General features: G+C 36.1%; 17 protein-coding genes and 3 pseudogenes. 7 read left to right on the top strand and 13 right to left on the bottom strand.

Features of this window, described 5'->3' with window-relative positions:
- Positions 1 to 554 precede the first annotated feature (554 nt).
- The 8 genes from CM19_RS00860 to CM19_RS13500 all read right to left on the bottom strand — a co-directional run bounded on the left by CM19_RS00860 (position 555) and on the right by CM19_RS13500 (position 6,358).
- Complete coding sequence (locus CM19_RS00860) at positions 555 to 788, bottom strand: hypothetical protein (RefSeq protein ID WP_048098559.1); 234 nt, start codon at positions 786 to 788, stop codon at positions 555 to 557.
- Positions 789 to 959: 171 nt separating this feature from the next.
- Complete coding sequence (locus CM19_RS13380) at positions 960 to 1,082, bottom strand: hypothetical protein (RefSeq protein WP_268744918.1); 123 nt, start codon at positions 1,080 to 1,082, stop codon at positions 960 to 962.
- A gap of 10 nt (positions 1,083 to 1,092) precedes the next feature.
- A complete protein-coding gene (locus CM19_RS00855; RefSeq protein ID WP_048098558.1) occupies positions 1,093 to 1,929 on the bottom strand; it encodes a hypothetical protein in 837 nt (278 codons plus the stop codon).
- A gap of 696 nt (positions 1,930 to 2,625) precedes the next feature.
- Entirely contained in the window at positions 2,626 to 2,934 is a 309-nt protein-coding gene (locus tag CM19_RS00850) for a hypothetical protein (RefSeq protein ID WP_150111339.1), read from the bottom strand.
- A gap of 288 nt (positions 2,935 to 3,222) precedes the next feature.
- Positions 3,223 to 3,399, bottom strand: coding sequence for a hypothetical protein (locus CM19_RS13180; RefSeq protein WP_200869377.1), 177 nt, complete (start codon positions 3,397 to 3,399; stop codon positions 3,223 to 3,225).
- Positions 3,400 to 3,793: 394 nt separating this feature from the next.
- The gene (locus CM19_RS00840; protein ID WP_160164853.1) at positions 3,794 to 4,168 is read right to left on the bottom strand and encodes a hypothetical protein; all 375 of its coding nucleotides are present in this window, start codon (positions 4,166 to 4,168) and stop codon (positions 3,794 to 3,796) included.
- Entirely contained in the window at positions 4,149 to 5,291 is a 1,143-nt protein-coding gene (locus tag CM19_RS00835; RefSeq protein ID WP_160164852.1) for an AAA family ATPase, read from the bottom strand. The genes CM19_RS00840 and CM19_RS00835 overlap by 20 nt, the downstream gene beginning before the upstream one ends.
- Positions 5,292 to 6,241: 950 nt before the next feature.
- Entirely contained in the window at positions 6,242 to 6,358 is a 117-nt protein-coding gene (locus tag CM19_RS13500) for an AbrB/MazE/SpoVT family DNA-binding domain-containing protein (protein ID WP_420804699.1), read from the bottom strand.
- Between the two features lie 514 nt (positions 6,359 to 6,872).
- On the opposite strand from CM19_RS13500, the gene CM19_RS00825 reads away from it, so the two are divergent.
- The gene (locus tag CM19_RS00825) at positions 6,873 to 7,325 is read left to right on the top strand and encodes a hemerythrin domain-containing protein (protein ID WP_048098553.1); all 453 of its coding nucleotides are present in this window, start codon (positions 6,873 to 6,875) and stop codon (positions 7,323 to 7,325) included.
- A 436-nt stretch (positions 7,326 to 7,761) separates the two neighbouring features.
- Positions 7,762 to 7,848: pseudogene (locus tag CM19_RS13495) on the top strand (hypothetical protein); the annotation flags it as partial.
- Positions 7,849 to 8,440: 592 nt separating this feature from the next.
- Here the strand turns inward: CM19_RS13495 and CM19_RS13490 are convergent.
- Positions 8,441 to 8,780 (bottom strand): annotated as a pseudogene (locus CM19_RS13490) (indolepyruvate ferredoxin oxidoreductase subunit alpha); the annotation flags it as partial.
- A gap of 276 nt (positions 8,781 to 9,056) precedes the next feature.
- Between CM19_RS13490 and CM19_RS00815 the strand changes: the two are divergent.
- Entirely contained in the window at positions 9,057 to 10,142 is a 1,086-nt protein-coding gene (locus CM19_RS00815; protein WP_048098551.1) for an MFS transporter, read from the top strand.
- A gap of 1,398 nt (positions 10,143 to 11,540) precedes the next feature.
- On the opposite strand, the pseudogene CM19_RS00810 reads toward CM19_RS00815, so the two are convergent.
- Positions 11,541 to 12,665: pseudogene (locus CM19_RS00810) on the bottom strand (cation:proton antiporter).
- 341 nt (positions 12,666 to 13,006) lie between these two features.
- Between CM19_RS00810 and CM19_RS00805 the strand changes: the two are divergent.
- Complete coding sequence (locus tag CM19_RS00805; RefSeq protein WP_048098550.1) at positions 13,007 to 13,951, top strand: mechanosensitive ion channel family protein; 945 nt, start codon at positions 13,007 to 13,009, stop codon at positions 13,949 to 13,951.
- A 162-nt stretch (positions 13,952 to 14,113) separates the two neighbouring features.
- Positions 14,114 to 14,524 carry a PIG-L deacetylase family protein gene (locus CM19_RS00800; protein WP_235185582.1) on the top strand — a complete coding sequence of 137 codons (411 nt, stop codon included), beginning with the start codon at positions 14,114 to 14,116 and terminating at the stop codon, positions 14,522 to 14,524.
- Between the two features lie 636 nt (positions 14,525 to 15,160).
- Here CM19_RS00800 and CM19_RS13025 read toward each other — a convergent pair.
- The 3 genes from CM19_RS13025 to CM19_RS12435 form a co-directional block, all read right to left on the bottom strand.
- Positions 15,161 to 15,310: a hypothetical protein gene (locus CM19_RS13025; RefSeq protein ID WP_160164851.1), complete on the bottom strand. Its 150-nt coding sequence runs from the start codon at positions 15,308 to 15,310 to the stop codon at positions 15,161 to 15,163.
- Between the two features lie 64 nt (positions 15,311 to 15,374).
- Complete coding sequence (locus CM19_RS00795) at positions 15,375 to 16,355, bottom strand: glycosyltransferase family 4 protein (RefSeq protein WP_052349388.1); 981 nt, start codon at positions 16,353 to 16,355, stop codon at positions 15,375 to 15,377.
- Positions 16,352 to 16,600, bottom strand: coding sequence for a hypothetical protein (locus CM19_RS12435; RefSeq protein WP_052349387.1), 249 nt, complete (start codon positions 16,598 to 16,600; stop codon positions 16,352 to 16,354). The genes CM19_RS00795 and CM19_RS12435 overlap by 4 nt, the downstream gene beginning before the upstream one ends.
- A 272-nt stretch (positions 16,601 to 16,872) precedes the next feature.
- Between CM19_RS12435 and CM19_RS12430 the strand changes: the two genes are divergently transcribed.
- Positions 16,873 to 17,484 (top strand): hypothetical protein, encoded by a 612-nt coding sequence (locus CM19_RS12430; protein ID WP_052349386.1) that lies wholly within the window; start codon positions 16,873 to 16,875, stop codon positions 17,482 to 17,484.
- Positions 17,485 to 17,528: 44 nt separating this feature from the next.
- On the top strand, positions 17,529 to 18,719 hold the full coding sequence (locus CM19_RS00785; RefSeq protein WP_052349385.1) for an IS200/IS605 family accessory protein TnpB-related protein: 1,191 nt from the start codon (positions 17,529 to 17,531) through the stop codon (positions 18,717 to 18,719).
- Positions 18,720 to 18,726: the final 7 nt, after the last annotated feature.

Raw genomic sequence — 18,726 nt, 5'->3', positions numbered from 1 at the left:
AAGTAATAAATTTGTAAATCTTTTATAAATAAGTTCAATAAAGAAAAAATAAAACTTATAGCTTTTGAATTTCTTAATTCCTCACTTTAGCCTTCTAACAAGGATTTAACAATTTTATACAAAGTTACAATATGTATTACTAGTAGTATTACATACACCATTATTTTTGCCTTATCCATTTTTTTCACATATTTATATTATGTCAGAAAGACTTAAAAAGGTTCGGAAAAAAATGAAAAGTTTTACGTTTCTAAATGCGCTAAATATAATTTAGAAGTTGATAAAATGAATAATAATTAAATTAAAAACAAGAAAAGGTGAAAAGATTTTAGTTATAGTCTTTTAAACTTTTTACATATATTAATAAATATGGAGGTAAATATGAAACAAGATGAAAAAGAAATTCTTAAATATATTAGCAATAACCGTAATATTTATACATATAATAATATATAAAAGAAATTAACACGTTAATATAAATAAATTCATTATTCTAAAAAAATTCTATAAGAGCGGTTACTTGAGCTAATATCGATAATTGATAACACTTTCAACTAATCATTTTTCAGTTTTAATGACGATAAATATTCTAAGAAGTATATAGCATTCTTGAAATTTTTAATTAAATAACAGCATTTCCCTATTACCTCAATGTCACCATGAGCATATTTGGAAGCAAATTCATACATGTCCCTTAGAGTATCATGTATACTTTTAATTTCCTTTTTATCGCTGGTCAACTTAGATAATAACTCCCTATCTACTTCTTCCCACGTCTTTCTTCTCATTTTACTACACCACTGTATGACTTCTTTGCAAGCCCCTTTGTTTTCAAGACAGAATTTTTCATAAATATCTTTACAATACTTCTCTGCAATATCATAAACTCTCTTGTTAACATTAACAACATTCTCATATGTCTTTCTGAATAAGGCAAGTACATTTTTAAAGTCAGATTTCTAAACTTTTTCCACTTCCTTTATATCTAAGGATTGAAAAATCACTCTTTCATCTTCTATCTTTAACCGCTCTTTAAGGTAGTCTAAAAGGTCAATAAAGTTTGGGCATGTAGAAGTTGCCATGTAACTAAACCTAGACAACTTGTTTAGGGACATTTTCTACCTCAAGCGTTACTTGAATACTGTTCTCTAGGTCGGCTTCCCCGTAATCATAAAGTCTAATAAAATAACCATCCCCTATCTGTTTTATCCATGAGCCAGTGAAGTCACCTACACATGTACCAGAGTATAACCTAGCTACGTTTAACGGTATAATGTTCCCACTTAAACGTACGGGTCTCAGAACTTCATTACCTTTATACTTTAACATTTTCCCTACAATAGTCAAATTAGCCTTTGCCTTTTCGTTCAGATAGCATATGTCTAATAAAGAGAATAGGTCTAAGATCTTCTCTCTTACTGATCTGTAATATATGTTGACTTTACCTTCTTCAATATCTATGTGTCTGTCATAAATAATATCACGATAGCATATCTTATCACCAACTTTCTTTAGGTTTAACCTTATTTCGTAAAAGGAGGAGTTAATTGGGTTCATCAACCTAATTTGTTGCGAGAATGATTCCTTCAGTTTTCCTATTTCTTCCTTTACACTGATACATTTAACCCTATAAAAGAAAGGTACGTCACCTATCCAAGTGACTATACCACCCTCTTTGATAAAGTTATATATCAAGCTCTCCTTCTTGTCAAATAGCTTAAGATAGGAGTTGTTATATGCAGTGTATGGTATGACATCTTGTGCAAAAATCAGTGCTTTTTCATTACCGTCCCTCAAGAAATCTGAAATAGTATCGTAATCTAGCACTTTAATGTTATATTTCCTAGCTAAATTCTCTACAACCTCCTTGCTAAAACGCGTAAATTCCGAGTCACTCACTTTATCATCAAAGTAAATGGCAGTTTCCACTTGTTGAGTAGCGTTTCATACTCTTTAAAAGTTTATCTTGCTAGCTCATGTCTCTTAAGTCGAGAACTTAGATGCAAACGAATGTTACGAGCTAAGGTGACCTCACGAACTTCTTGATTCCTTATAATACTACATCACAGACCTACAAGTTATAACAAGCTTTTCCATGTAAGGGTAGAACCTTAATAAACACGTTGATTACGATCTACCAGAACTATTAGAGAAATATACTCTACACACTATCCATATATATCAAATCATCTATTGCAATAGAGAAGCTTGATAAGGTTGAAATGTTTGAGGATTCTAGCAAGAGCCTAGCTACTGACCGTTGAAAGCCCTCCTTCATGTACTTCTAAATCCACAGATCTTTGAACTCCACGCTATAATAATCGTAGAACTCAATTTAATAGTCTCAATTAGGTGATGAGCCTCTTTGAAGGGCATGAGTATTAAAACTTTTTAATTCACAGGTACCTATGATTCACAGGTACCTGTGAAATTTGTCTTTGGGAAGCCGGTTGAAGAACCATACGATAGGGAAAATGAAGTAAAAGAGCTCACTGAGATGACAAAAAGAGGACAACCCACTGCTTAGCTCCCAATTCTCTTTGTCCTCTTCCCTCAGTAAGGCCCCTACATTTGGTGAAATATCGATACTTATTAGCCTTCCCTTTCCGTTAGCCTTCAGAGCATTTAGTATAAAAAAGTTGAATGTCCATTTGCGACTCCACTTTCTACAACAATATCAGGCTTAAAAGCACGAATTAAGGAATAGATCAAATACGAAGAACCTTCTGCAACAGCAAAGTTAGCTGGATAAGATAGTTTTACTTCTTTATATCTCTCTTCAAGAACACTCTTTACCTTTTTATATTCTTCTGCCAAATATGAAATATCTGAAGCACTTAAGTTTATTAACTTTAGTATTTCATTTGGATCTGTAAATGTATTAGCTACTCTGGAGTAAAAGACAATTGGTGGAGAAATATGTCGCCAGAACATTCTTTCTACCATTTTCTTAGTAGATGATTATAGACTAATTCTCTACCATTTCTAGACTTAATCATTTTTACTCTACTAATAACTCGTTTCATATTTATTTTCGTATAATAGCTTTAACATTAAAATTAAAACTTTATCTTAATGTTAAAAAGGTTCTAAAAGTCAGGTAAGTAATAATGTACATTATATTTGGAATAAAAAGAGAAACTACTTTTTCTTTAACTTAAGTTATATATAAGGAAATAAATACTTCTCTACTTTTTCAGCGAGGCGGTTGAAGTATTAGCATTATATACTGCCTTCAAATCTCAGTGTGTATCCAAGAATTTTGTTTGTATAATATCTATCAAAATTTTTGCTAGATGTAACTACTATTACCTCGAAATCGTCTTTCTGCGAAAAGATCGAGTCCAATACTGTTTTGACGTATTTACCGTGAGTCACTGGGATTTCTATTGATAACATGATAGAGTATGAAGTGAGGTTTAAAAGGAGTTCTTTCTCTGTGTCTGTGCGATTGTAAAAGTGGGAGTTAGTTCTCTCTCCCTCCTCCTTTTTTCTTATATGAAAATCTTGTGAAAAATAATACGTTAAGATTATCATGAGCAAACTTCACCAGTATAGAACGTCTTTAAGTATGTAACAATAGATGTAAGGGTACTCCTTTTTTGCGAGTAAAGTGGTTAAGGTGCTGAGGAATAGATGATAAATAGTTGTGAAATGGACGCCACGCTAACCTCCGGGGGGATTTTGGGAGAGCTTAGAGGACTAAAATACATGCGCTAAACATTAAAAATGGACTCCTAGATGCAAGCTGCTAAGTAAAGCTGAACATAACTGAAGGTAAAGTCGGTTATAATCACTGCCACTGGATTAAAAGGGCTCTGAGCGGTTCGTCTAGTTCATTTATATTCTTCCTTTCGTATTTAGAGTAATATTTTATTTCGGTCTCTAGTCTGATTATCTCTTCGTCTTCTTTAAAAAAAGGGTTGCTATCATTAAATACAAAGTAGCATCGCAATTCCTTATCACCAACGTAACCTTTAATAGACTTAATCACCTTCCAGATCTGACTGAGCCCCTTTTTCATATGTGTGATATCTAGATTGTTTTTAAATTCTGCAATCGTAATCTTTTTATCCCCTATACACAACGCATCAGGTCCTCCCATTTCGCATAACACATCAAACTTAATACATACAATTCCGCCTTCATTAAGATATATACTCTTCAAGTGCATTGAACACCTCTTCTGAAGTAGTCTTCAAGACATCAGTCGTACCATCATCATATATGTTAATCTTCACGTTCTTATATCTACCCTTATTGCTCTCTCTCATCTCATATATCGAGACCTTCTCTTTAAGACCTCTCTTGGTAGCTTCTCTTGCAATTATAATTGGTATGATCTCACTATGGGTAGTTATGAAGAGCCTTTTCTTTCCAAGAAGTGAGAGTAAGTATTTAGCCATTTTCACCTGAGCGTTTGCGTGCAAATTGATTTCTGGCTCCTCTATTACCATGCTCTTTATATCTTCATTTCCTCCACTTAATTCAATATAAGCTACTTGAGAAGTACCGGTAGAGACCAATGGCACCCTCTTACCATTATAACTATAACCAACTCTTTTAGTTTTGCTGTTATAGGAGAAGGAGAAGTTATCTAGAACTTGGGAATTTACTTCTTGAGCTAACACGAAAAGAAAATTATGGATTATGGGCTTAACGAACGGAGGGAGGTAAAGTGGGTTAGTTATATAGTTAAGTAATGGTTCTGTAAAAGTAGCTAAAGTAACCCTTTCAGCAGGCAAGTAAACTGAGGGGAAGTATTCCTTCACAAGGTCATAGTAAAAAACATAAAGTGGTAACTCTACGTCAACTTCATCTGTAGGTGAGACCGTCTCAATAACGTCATCTCCGACAAAATTATACATCGGGCTCGTTATACCCTCAACTCTCTTAAACTTAACTTTAGGTTTTTGCTCGCTAGGGTGCTCTACTTTAACAGTGTTATCCTCATATATCTTTATTGACAAGTTATTGAAGATTATATCTGACTCTTTTTCTCCCCAACTTATCAGCTTTTTTACCTCGTCTATTCCAAAGTAGGATGTTATAAGTGCCTTTAATATTTTAGACGTTACATCTGTCAAGTCCTCATTTATGGTTACCTCACCATTCTTCAGGTGAACCTTAACTCCTTCGTAAGGGAAAGGAGCTCCTAATGTTGTTAAAAGGAAGAACGAGATAGAGAAGAATGTCTTGCCACTGTTGTTTGGACCAACGACTATTGTTAGGTCTTTTATGTCTCCATCAAATTCCTCTATAGGTCCCAAGTTTTTTACTTTTAGCCACACATTCATATAAACTCAGTTTATGTTTTTATGTCTTCTTGTAGTGTTGACGTTTTAACGGTTCTGACAAGCTAGGATTTTTGTTTGAAATGAGGTTTATCTTAAGAATTAAGATATTCCTATTAATTGCTTCATCCTTAATTTCGTCCAAATGTCTTCAATAACTGATGTAATTTTGTCGCATTTAGATTCTATAGAAGTAACTTCTAACTCCTTTTCCTCTAGTAATGAAAACAATGATGCTCTGCCATGAAATTCAATAGTTAACACGTATATTTAAACTAGACTGCTCAAAGTGCATTGGGAATGTAATTAATTATTAATAAAAACCTTAATAAAGGACGTAAATTACGCCAGAATTAAATAGTTCAACATAATTTGTCTACACTCTGGAAAAGTCATAAAATATATAACAGATTTAAGCGAAACTGCTGACAACGGCAATGATCACTGAACAGTTTATAACGTTATAACACCATACTTTCTTGATATACTCTGTAACTTTTTATCAAAAGTTGATATGGGCAGTTTTCTGCGCAGAGCCTGAACCGTTATTACAATATCATTATACCCACCTAGAGACAAGTCCTCTTTACGTAGAATATTGATAGCATCAATTATATCATCCCTAGAGCTACAAGAAATTTCAGCCTTAGGGTTATTAATGTTACTGGAGAGGTATGTATAGTCTAATAAAACGAAATGTTTACTCCCCTAAAGAACCAAACTAGTTCATGAACAACTATGTCTAGAATTACCCAACTACTTAGTTTATTTAAGAGCTCAGACGCTTCCTTATGATACTCAAAATCTTAAATCGAACCAAAGATTATTACATTAGTTTCAACGATCGCTTTCATTAAATCCACTTTCCATAGCCCTTTCGATATCTTCTAAAGTTAACTTCCTCCCTAATTTAAGCCTAGGTCTCTCTGCCTTAGGTTTCTTAAAAACTATTTCATCCCCCTCAGCTCTACTTCTAATACATCACTCTCTTTAATCGATAACCTCTCCCTCACCCACGAGGGTATTGTAACTTGGTAATTTCTTGTTACCTTAACCCTATCCATCAATTTACTTTTCAAATTAGTAATATATAACCTTATCTAGTATAAATTAAACGTAAAGAGAGGTGATAGCATGTGAAATGATTAGAAATCTTAAAACCTAATGATTTATTGTGACTTAGCTATACTATCTATAAAGTTCTAAGAATAGATGTCTCGCCATTCCTTTTAGAACCAACAAGCAGTTGCCGGAATTTCCCCTTTATTAGCTTGGCTATTTCATCTAATACTTGATCATTATCAAAGAAGTCCTTTTCGTCCTCTATTGGATAAGGATCAAATATCTTTCAATTACCCATATAAGTAACTTATATAGGTATAAATAAACGGTCCCTCAATATGTTATTAAATCTTAATATGGGATATTGCATAGACCTTTAGTCGGACAATTTCTCACAAATTTAGTCTTATGATGCAGTCTAGGACGGTTAAAAAAGGTTAAATATTAGAGGTCTAAAGAGAAAGGTGAGGAGGAAATAAAATATTCAATTATAATCCTTGGAGGAATTGAAAGCTTATGTATTTCGTGACAAAAATAACTCAAATTGTAAATGATACTACTCGTTTACTACTTTTTGAACATGCAGTATTAAGGATAAGACTCCCATTAATCCTAAAGTTAAAGGATGAGGAAAAGTTGAACGAATTTGAAAAACTTCACGATTTCGTTGTTAACTCACACGCAAAAGTTGAGGATATTGTAGTATTTCCTCTAGTCGAAAAGAAGATTGTCGATCCATATTCCCATGATCATTTACTAATTAAAAAATACGGTGATGGAATTTTAAAAGATAGAAGAATGGATTGGATAGAGAGATATATTAAAACAGTTTTAGATCATAACAAGGGGGAAGAAGAGAAAGTGTTTCCAACTTTAAAGCAAGAAATTTCACTAGAACCTTCTATTAGGATAATAAAGGAGTTTGGAAATGAGAAGTACTATTACATCACAGGGTTAGAAGTCCCTTAATACATCTTTAATAAACATCTCGAGCCTCTTAAAAATTTCTAATTTATTATAAATAAGTTCTGAATTTTTTAGTATACTATAAATAAAATTTTTTGGTATTGCCTTAACCCGTGAATGATTAAATGATAAGGATCTTAAGCCTGTAGGAGGTGTTTCTTCTTTTTTATTATTCTTTCTCCTACTTATCCCGTGTAACTAACAATTTTGTTTGTATAATATTTATCCAATTTTTGTTATTTTATAAAAGTTTTAATGGTTAAGGGATGTAATAGTTAAGGGACAGAAATGAAGAAAGATGAAATAGTTATCCCCTTGACATAAATTATTACATCCCTAATGATTAAGAGGACTAATCAAAAGGAGTTGAGGAATAGGACTTACCAAACCGGGTTTAAGAGTGTATTACTAGAGGTTACGATTGAGCTGAGGATTAGGTGTTGAAGTAGTTAAGGTTAACCTAGCTTATACTTCTATTACATGTTCTAAGTGTGGGGTCGTGAAACTGTTTCTGATTCTAGGGTAGCTAAAGGTTTTTAGATATGTTTTAAGAAATTTTTTGTGATGAATCCCACAGTGATGCTGTGCATTGGTGTGGGGTGATGTCTAGAGGGATCCGTGCCGTTGAGCCCGATTCCTTGATCTCACAAAGGAAGAGAATCAAAATACTATAAAACTTAAGGAAGATAAAAAGGTAGAAAACTGGGATGGACTCCGTCTGAATTACATAGTTTACGAGTGACTATTTTATCACATTCATAAGGTTCGGTTTCATGTTACCAGAGTAATGTAATATCTTGCTTAAGAACAGTTTTAGTAAGAGGTGCAATATTAGGAAGTATGTCATAACTGTCTTAACAAATTAATAGCGTAGTATCAAGGTAACCGATAAAGTAAGACTTAAGGAATAGTAACATATAGTGATAATAAGAGGAGCTAAGAGAGTTCATCGCTTTTCTAAACTTAAAAAAGTAATAAGAAAAAAGGAGTCTCTTATAAGGGTCAATCCCTTCAAGAAGACCTATGGTTATTACGCTAAGGATAGCAATAGGAGTCTGACGAGACATCTTTACCCCTTAACCTTACTTGATTTAACCTTGCTTCGCTGAAATCTACAAAGAACTCCACATAGAGGGATCGCCGACAGTAACTATAATAAGGGCACCTTTTACTCCAGTATAAGAGGTGCTCTCAAGAGGTCTGAGGCTACATTAAGACCTACATGTTTCATTGCTGTGAGGCCAAAATCTCCGTTTATAAATGCACCATAGGCTGTCCCAAATTCCTCTTTCTTATTCGTGATCCACTCAGCATATATGTATTTCCTTGAGGTCGCTATTACCTCTGTTGATGGCGTTCCTGGGTAGCCAGTGACTATTTCTACTCCTGCGCTTAAAGCCCAAAGGCAATCGCTTCGTTTTCCGAAAGAACTCGCTTTGTAGAATTGAGTTGAAACATTTTTAAAATTATAGATTTAATGATAATAAACTTAGCTTTTGAAACCTAAAATAGTTTGAAATGTTAAAAAATTTTCGGCCTCTTGTTTATATCATTTTTTGACCTAGGAACTTTCATTAACCTCATTCCCCATTTCGTACCGTAAAACGTACGCAAAACACCACCTTTTAAGACTATGAAATAAGAATTCTCCATCATCCTCAAAAGAATGTAATCTGATTGAATAACTTAGTAAGTTGGGGAAAACTCTTTTTATCTATCAAGGTATTTTCCACTATGGATAAGGAAAGCTTCCTGCTGATACTCTCTTCTTCAGTATCTGGAATAATTTGGGGGGCTAATATCCTCATAATACCACTATACTTTAAGTCTCTAGGTCTTACCCCCGTTGAGATTGGTATCCTTTTAGGTGGCTCTGTTCTCTTGGGGTCTTTGTTGTCATTATTCTGGGCAGTATTAGGTGATGCTTACGGAAGGAAGAAATTCGCTATATTATCTAGGGGAATAAATTCAGTGTCCTTATTCCTACTCATATCCTCTCCCCTACCATATTTGCTTTCAACTCAAGGAGGTTACGGGCTTATCTCAGCCTTAATTAGTGAGAGGTCAGAGAAAATAGACAATCTATTTGCTTACAGATCGTCGCTACAAACCGGTTTCTCCATGCTAGGTTCCCTCTTACCATTGTTCCTATCATATAAGGAGATTATTCTAATAGACGTCTTTATCGCAACAGCATCAACTGTTATGTTATTCCCGGTAAAAGAAAAGTATAGGGGTTCCGGAAAAGTGAGGCTAAATATATCCTCGTTAAGGCTAATAGGCAAGCTCTCTACAGAGTCCATTATAGGTCTAGGCGCAGGTATATTATTGCCCATGCTGTCCTTATGGTTCAACCTAAGGTTTGGAGTTTCTGCTTCATCCCTTTCTCCCTTTTATACTACATCACAATTTACCTTAGCTCTGGGGTCATTAATGTCACCTAAGCTTGGGAGACTATTAGGTAAAATTAGGGCTATCTTTATAACCCATTTAATAGCCATAGTTTTACTGTTTACTATCCCTTTTGCGCCAAATTTCTTAATTGCAGGCTTACTCTATATAGGAAGAAATGTGATGATGAATATGACTGGTCCATTGATGAGCTCGTTTGTGATGAATATGGTTAGGGAGGAAGAAAGAGGGAGAGCTAGTAGCCTCTTACAGTTGTTGGACTCTATACCAAGGTCCTTAGGCCCCTATCTGACCGGATACTTACTCACCTTAAGAGACTTTTATCTACCTTTTTTCATAACGGGATCGTTGTATCTCATAGCTACTATAATGTTTTACCTTTTCTTTAAGGATGTGAGATTGTCCTAGTCATCGATGTTAGTAGGACCAACATACACATGGTAGAGCCCTAGGTCAGAGAATATTTGGTCAGGGGTTAGGTTTTCATACGATGAGCCGTATATGAAACCTACTACTTCTATCTCGTGATGGTCTAAAGTTACATTCTCAGCTGTATGGTTTAGGGAGAGGAGTACTGTCCGCCCGTCATCGAAATATAAGAGGACATAAAGTGAGGAAAACTAGTTGTTAGACTTAATCCCCATTATACACTCCCATTGCTTATCCCCATTAGCTTAAACTTTAAATTAGAAATTGAGAGATCTAAAATCAAATAAGAGGTCGTAATTTACGTAGGACTTTCATTACCTGAATGGAACCGTTAACGATTACTAAGAACGAATTGTAGTTGTCATCTAAGTATATTGCAATATTTCTATAAATAACGACTTAAATCGTAAAAAATTAGATTAATTGTGCAACATTTAGGAAATTACTCATCATACAACTATATAGTGATAGTTTATATTATTTATAACTATTTTCTGTTAATATTTTCAGAATTATCTATCTTCATTAATTTTTTACATATTTCAGTCATTTCATATTGGCCTCGGAACGTGTGCCTTAAATGATAGAGACGCCCAGTTCTAATCAGTGAAAAGACTAATACTAGGACTAATAGCTCTAGTCTTAACCGCCACATTTGTAGAAGGTGTGTCTAGCCGGTTAGTGAACATTACGCATAAAGCTTCGTCTCCTTTTTCTATGCAATCTAATGCGATACAGCTACCTCCAAATTCACAACATTCCAACTAACACTCTATTAAGTACAACGATAATAGCCCAAACCACTCCAGCAACTATTCTTATGACGATAACGGCCCAGATAATGGTGATGAATCAGCCCATAATTCTACAGTTCTATTAAGGTAATACTTTCAATAACATCACACAGAATTCTACTGGAAGCTCAGCGTTTCATGAAACTGTTAATATATTTCAAGGAGAGACCTATCGCCTAGCAGTTGATGGTGAAAACTTAGATGAGGTTTTCTCCAACTTGACATTGGCTGTAACTATCAATGGTAATACCTACTACATATATCCCGTGGATGGACAAGACCGTATATATATCAATTTCCCATCTGGCACCTATAACGTCACAATCTCTGTGAGTTATACTACTTACTCGTAGATAAGTCAAGGAACTTATGCAGAACTCCTAGTCCACATGCATATCTCACACCATAACGGAGACTCTGGAGACAGCAGCGACTAAGTGCAAATAAGGTAATTTCTCTTTTTTTCCCTTTTTCCTACTCGTTGCCATCTTTTTTATGACCACGAGTAGAGAACCCAGTAATATCCTAAGTTAGATTAAGAAACTAGCCCATTTATGAGACAAATACCTAAAAAGAATAGATCCTATAAGTGTAGTAAGGACATAACTACAATCCCCTCAAAATCAGTTGAGGAAAAGGCGTTTATTGACTGTCCTATGGATGCTACTACTAACCCAGTTTCTCCCCTTGGAACCATACCGATACCTATTAAGGTCGACTGTCTAAGGTCTCTAGTATAAGCTAAAGCAAATGGGAAGACGCCTAAGAACTTAAACGCAAATGCAATCACTGTAAGTTCAACAGAGAGCATTATTACATTAAGGTTTAAGGTCTCTAGGTCAGTTTCAGCCCCAACTGTAACAAAGAATATGGAACCGAAGACGTTCAAAAGAACAGCGCTTATTTCCCTTATTTTCTCGCTCTTGACTGACGTAGAGAGGGAGACACCAGCAATAAATGCCGAGATAATCGGGGAGAAACCCAGATATACCATGATCAATGTAAGTCCAAATAACACAACAAATGGAAACTCTTCTACGTATTTTTCGCCTAACTTATTAGCAAACCTAGGAACTAGCATAATAGTAATTACAAAAACTACTATTAAAATCAGAACCAACTGCGTTACCCTCAAAGTAACGGACTCTACACTAAGAGTATTTCCTCCAATAACGACTAAGGCTACAGAGAGGAGTATGAGGTCTACTACATCATCTGCTGTAGAGGTGGAAAAAATGTAGTTAACACTTCTCCCCTTCAGTCTCATTTCCTCTATAACTGAGGCTATAGCCGCTAGGCTAGTAGCTCCCATAGCGACACCTATAAGGAGTAGAGGAGTCTGTACCAAACCTTGGTAGGTAGATAAAGTATGATACTAAAAAGGTAGGAGGGCTCCGGAAATGGCACCGAAGACTCCATACACTCCGCTAGACCTTATCGTTGTCAGACCATGCTCTAGACCCGAAGCAAAAATGAGTAAAATTATGGAAAACTCTGACATAAAAACTATGTAATTGCTTATTGCAATTACGGGAAAACCCACTATGTTATTAACAAGCAATCCGAGAGAGTAAGGGCCAACTAACATACCGGCTACTATCTCACCCACTATATATGGAAGCTTAAACTTAGCAAATATGGACTTGATCACTTCGGCTACAAAAATGAATAGTGCTATGTCAAACAATGCGATGAATATTTCGTTCATCCTTGCGGAGTGTTAATTATGACGAATATTAAGCTTTTTCGCCTCATACTAAAAGTTGATTAAGCTGTATTTCCTTATGCTGTTTGTTCCGCCTTCTCGTCATAGGTCAAGATTTGCCCAGTGGCGTATAAACTTCATGAGCTAGGTTATTACAATTCCCCTACACACGGTTATCGTAATAGATCCTCTACGTTAAGAGCTGATAAAAAGATACAGAATATAAGGAAGAGATATACCTATTCCACTAGTCCTTTTTGTAAAAACAGGGACAGAACTAGGTTATCGTCGAAGCAAACTTACGTCTTTATCATTTTTATATTTGGTATTTAATTAACTTAGTTATGAGAATAGGCATCAGAGTCATTGTACCGTTGTTGATCTTAGGAATTGCAGTAGCTATTTTTTATACCGTTCCGTTGATACTACATTCCTTAGGTTTAAAGAGCACTTCTACAACTACCTCAGTTTTGTACTATGTTCAAGTAGCAACATACGTTATAATTGGGTTATGGATAGTATCTTCTATCGCTGACGTAATAAGGATAATAATACAGAATCAAGTCGGAAATAGGGCTATTGCTATAGCGAACTCTTTAAAGTACCTTGGTTACATAGTTGTAATATTGTTTGTGTTAATACCACTTGGAATTAGCTCTTCTACATTGATAGCAGAAAGCACTTTCACTGGACTCATTATAGGTCTAGCTCTTCAACCAGTACTAGCAAACTTCTTCGCAGGTTTACTAATTATGCTGACTGGTTATATCGGTGTAGGTGACAAGGTAAGGATTATCTCGACCCAGATACCCTTCCTACCAGCCCAGTCCCCTGGATATAAGTACTTCTCAGCTGACTTCATAGAACATGGCTATAAGGGAACAGTAGTAGATATAGATTTATTTTATTCAAGGGTAATATTGGAAAGTTTAAGGGAATTGAGGGTGCCAAATATAGTGTTACTCAACTCGTCGATACTGGAATACACGTCTAAGTACTCTGAAGAGCAAATCTTTAACGTTAGGGTTGAATTTCCACTCTCAGCAGTGGACATAAACAGTCTGGAGGAATTAGTAAGGGAAGAACTAAGGGACTTCAACATCACTGAAGGCCCTTTTATAAACGAGCAGAGCGACAAGGATCACGTAATAGTGCTTGTAAGATTAAAAGTCTCTATCAATGTAGACTGGAGATACGAAAAGTCTAAAGCGTTGAAGAAGTTACTCAGACTAAGACAAGAACTTATTAATAAAAACCAACAAAAACCAGAATCACAGCCAAAAGCTTGATAACATTGTCTTAACCTCACAGATGTCACGGTCAAAAGTGAATAACACTTCTACGTAACTTTAAGGATGATGTTTGAACTTGTTATAGGTGTCATTTCTTCACCGTTTTCAGATGACATATAAACCATATCTTTTAAATCCTTAGTTAAATTATACTTGTATATGAATGTTCTAGTAATAGCACCTCATCCAGATGACGAAACTCTTTGCTGTGGAGGTTCAATAATGAAGTTTTTAGAAGCTGGAGGCAAAGTGAAGGTAGTAATAGTTACGGACGGTAGATATGGTGCATCAATTAAGGAATTAAAGGGGACTGAGGAACTAGTGAGGATTAGGAAAGAGGAGAGTTTAAGGGCTTTTAAGAAACTAGGAGTAACACAGTTTCTCTTTTTAGATTTTGAGGATACTAGGGTTAAGGATAATAAAGAAAAGATTAAACATTCTCTATCTAAGATCATTGATGAGTTTAAGCCTAATTTTGTGTTCTCTCCAATCCCAACGGATAAGCATATAGACCATTCTAACATAGGAGAGGTAATTTCGGAATTGTTCCCCCGTCTTATTTTTACATAATTTGGGGAGAGGAGATTCCTAGTGAGTATGAGGAGGTAAAGATAGATATTTTACGTTACAAGGTTAGGAAGAGAGAAGCGGTGCTTGAGTATAAGAGCCAGATTGGGGGACTTGACATAGAGAAGTTCTTGGGAGACTTTGAGAGATTTTACTTAAATAAAAAATTATTTAGCTGACCTAATAACGTCTTTTAAACCTGTTGATATCTCCTCTAATGGTTTCTTAGTTGTCTCTTTGCTCAACAAGACAGCCAAACTAATGAAATTAAGGATGTAGTAGTAAAAACAACTAGGGACTCTGAGAAACCCAACTCTTTAACCATAGTGGGAAAATAGAGGACCCATTTGTCCCTAGAGAGTACCTTCCGGTCATTTAGTGTGTTTTAAGGTATCCTCTAGGGACTTACTCCTCACCCACACCTTCATCAATAGCACAGCTACCTCCAGTGCAGGATCATAGGGCATCGAGCTCAACGACACGGAACCCTCTAGACATAATCCCACACCTTTGTACAATGCACAGTATCAGTATGGGACTCGTGACACAGTTTATCTAAAACACATATAAAAACCTTTTGCTACCCTAGAATCAGAAACAGTCTCATGACCCCATTAATGAAGCTGATAGGAGGAGTCCTTATTCAAATGGTGTTAAGTTTAGTTGTTCACGAATTATCGTTGAAGCGAAGGAGATAACGCTCAAGTTATAACCATCAAGCAAGAAACCTGATGAAGTTACTAGGAATGTTTTTATCTTATCAAGTAAGGGTATGTTTTCGAACGACATTAAATTCTAAAAGTTTATTAATACCTAATAATCTTTGCTTGTTTTCCAAGGTCTGAATTCTATTTTAAAAAGAGGGCTTTACTGAGTCTAAAAACTCCTTTAAAGCGTTATACTCAGCATCAGCGACCTTTTTCCACGACTTATGAAAGTCTATGAACTTTTCATACTCATCATCAAACCAATCGCTGTAGTCCTTTGCCCTTAGGACTTCTACGGTTTTCTCTGCCATTCTCTCAACGTCGAACTCCCTGACAAACTTCACGACTTTTAGGCTCCCGAATGTTTCTCTAATACTAGGTATATCGTAAGAGACTACTGGAGTCTTAAGTGCTAGCGACTCTAGAGTAGCCAAAGGAAAAGCGTCAAAGTGGGTAGGATACACGATTACTTTAGCCTTGGCTACGGTCTTGTAAAGTTCTTCTTTACTCACGAAGCCCCTATACTCTATGCCCAGATCATCTATAAGTGACATGAACCTCCTCTTGAACTTATCGTTAAAGAACTTTCCTAGTACGACGAGTTTAGCGTTAGGTACCTTTTCCCTTACCTTCTTCCATATCTTAGGTATCTCGAATAACCCTTTTTCTGGTATTAACCTGGCAAAGAACACAGCGTAGTCTTCCTTATTCAGCGTTGAATATTTTAGCAGAGATTCGTCAAAGGCGTTAGAGGGCTTAAGGACTTTCCATGGAGTATACCCCCTAACGAGTCCGTTTCCCATAAAGTCGTCTATGCTAGCCTTTGAGACCCCTAGTACAAGGTCAATGTCTTTCGAGTACTTCCTAAAAACGCTATCAGTGTACTTATTCCTCAAGTACTTGAGAAGAGATAAGTAGTCTAGACCCCTTATCTTAGATATCATCCTTAAGCTATTAACCGATTTCAAGTTACTTGCTTGTATGAGGGCTACGTTCTTCACACCAGTTTTCTCCTTTAACAGAGACATAACCCTTATTAAAGCGTAACCTTCATGATCAGAAAAGATAATGTCAGCCTCTTTTGCTTCTTCCACGAAGTTCGAATAGTAGTCCGTCTCTATTTTCAAAACCTTGAGGGGGTTTTAGGATATGTACTACAGTCCTTAGACAGTTCTGGCACCTTCTCTGGCACACTTACATTTAGGGTCTTTATGTCCTTAAGTATTGCCTCTACATCTTTTCCACAGAGAGCAGATAGGGGAGGTACGAGGGTGACTTTTGCTTTTCTTGAGAAGTATCTTAGCACATAATAACTCCTAGCTTCACCACCACCACTAAATAATGACGGGTTAGCAATCCTAAATATGTGCATAAATGAGACATTACATCCTACGTATATATATCTTTATCTCCTCTTTAGCTAAGTAGATTAATCTTTCTTTTATTAAAACTCCAACTTTTGATCTAGTCTAAAGGACGCGAGATAGATAACGCTATACAAACCGGAGGGCTCTCTTTTCTAATGCCGGAGTTTGTATACGTGAATTTTTGTAAATTGCTTAATCCACTAGCAATATTTTTAGATTGTTAAAAACTAGAAGGAGGTAAGTAAGTATTTAATTTGAACACAGTTTAATGTACTATATGTACTACCCATTCGACTACTACAACGCCCTTGTAATTTTCCCTCTCATAAGCCTTGTAGTAGGTATAATTCCCCTCTTTCTAGTTAGGGTTAGATTGAGTATACTCGGACTTGGACTATTGGCCTATTTTGTTGCAATAATCGGAAAAGTTGTCGTACAGTTTTTTACAGCTAAACTCATCTTATCTTACCCACCTTATATTATTGGGGCGTATTACGGTACGCAAACCCTTTTATTTGAAGTAGGTTTTGCATTCCTCTTCGTGTCCCTTTACAAAAAGATAACGGTAAGGGATGCCATGGGTTATGGGATTTCCTTAGCTTTTGCTGAAAATGGTATTCTAGTAGGAGCTATTTCATTGATGGAAGGTATAATAACCCTTTTAATTTTCCCTACGTTACCTCACCCTCTACAAGTTATGATATCTGAAAAAGTTAACATTCCTGTCACCTATGACATTTATCATTTTATGGACAGATTGGGTTCGCTCTTAGCCCATACCGCTTGGGGAGTCGCCTCTGTTTTATACTTTGTAGAGAGGAAAAAGGAGTACTTCCTAATAGGGTTAGTGGGATTCATTGTTGACAACTACTCAAGCCTCGCCTTTTAAGGAGGGGTTATTTTTTAAAAACTCTGAGTTATATAGTATCTTATATGTCCTCCGATGAAGGGGTACTAACCAGGACAATAATCCTAAAGGTTAGCCCAGAGGAGGACATCAACTTCTCAAAATGGAAGACCGCGACAAACCTAGTTTTAAAGTGGTTAATACATAAAGCAGTTTGGACTAAAAGAAATGGGGAGTACACAATCTCATTAAACAAAGTACAACAAGTGTGGTACAAGGAGTTAAGGGAGAAGTTTGGTTTTACCTCTTACCAAGCTATAGCTTGTTTAAGACAAGCAATAGCAATAGCGAAGAGCTGGATGAACAACCCAAACAAAGGTAGAGAACCTAGGTTAAGGAAAGACGTTTTGTGGTTGAAGATCGACGATATCAAAGAGGTAAACAAGGAGTATGTTGAGACCTCGTCTTATGGTAAGTTAATTGTTGAAGGGTATTCAAAGACTTTTGATGAGGTTAAGGAATGGAAGAGAGGGGAAGCTAGACTAATGAAACAAGGTGATGAATACTACTTGCACGTTACGTTTAAGAAAGAGGTTGAGTTACCAACACCCTCGAGCAACGCTATCGCAGTTGATATTAACGTTAAGGAAACTGTATACGGTGATGGAAAACACGAGAGGAGGGATGAAACACCCGTTGAGTATTTAATAAACAAGAGGGAGTACGTGTCAGCTTTACAAAAGAAGTATCCATCTTGGAGGTCTCTAAAGAGGGTGTTGTTAAGGATAGTCGCTGTGTACCAGAATATCCACGATGATCTTGTTGATTGGGCTAGAAAAGAAGCTATCAGGGTTATAAACTACGCTAAACGGTTAGGTAAGGACACAATTATACTAGAGGATCTAAACGGACTGAACGAGAGACAGCCTGATCTGAAGAAGTCTTGGAGGGAGAGGTTCCAGTACATGGCTTACCGTACTCTTCAGTTTTGGATATCTTGGGAAGGGTTTAAGCACGGTATAGCTGTGGTTACTGTACCACCACACTATACTTCTACTCATTGCCCTTACGACGGTGAAGAAATGGTTGAGGTTGGACACAGACTCTTTAAGTGTAAGAAGTGTGGTTTTCAAGCTGATAGGGATTCTATTGCAGTTTTAAACTTATTGCGTAGGGGGATTTCTGGCGACCCCAACAGCCACCACAGTGAGGGGTCTGTGAGACCCCAGAGTGGTGGAACCGATGAACCGCATCTGAAGAGAACCATCGCCCTTTAGGGCGGTG

Source organism: Candidatus Acidianus copahuensis (genome assembly GCF_000632495.1).
GTDB lineage: Archaea > Thermoproteota > Thermoprotei_A > Sulfolobales > Sulfolobaceae > Acidianus > Acidianus copahuensis.
This window is presented reverse-complemented; position numbering and strand designations above follow the sequence as displayed.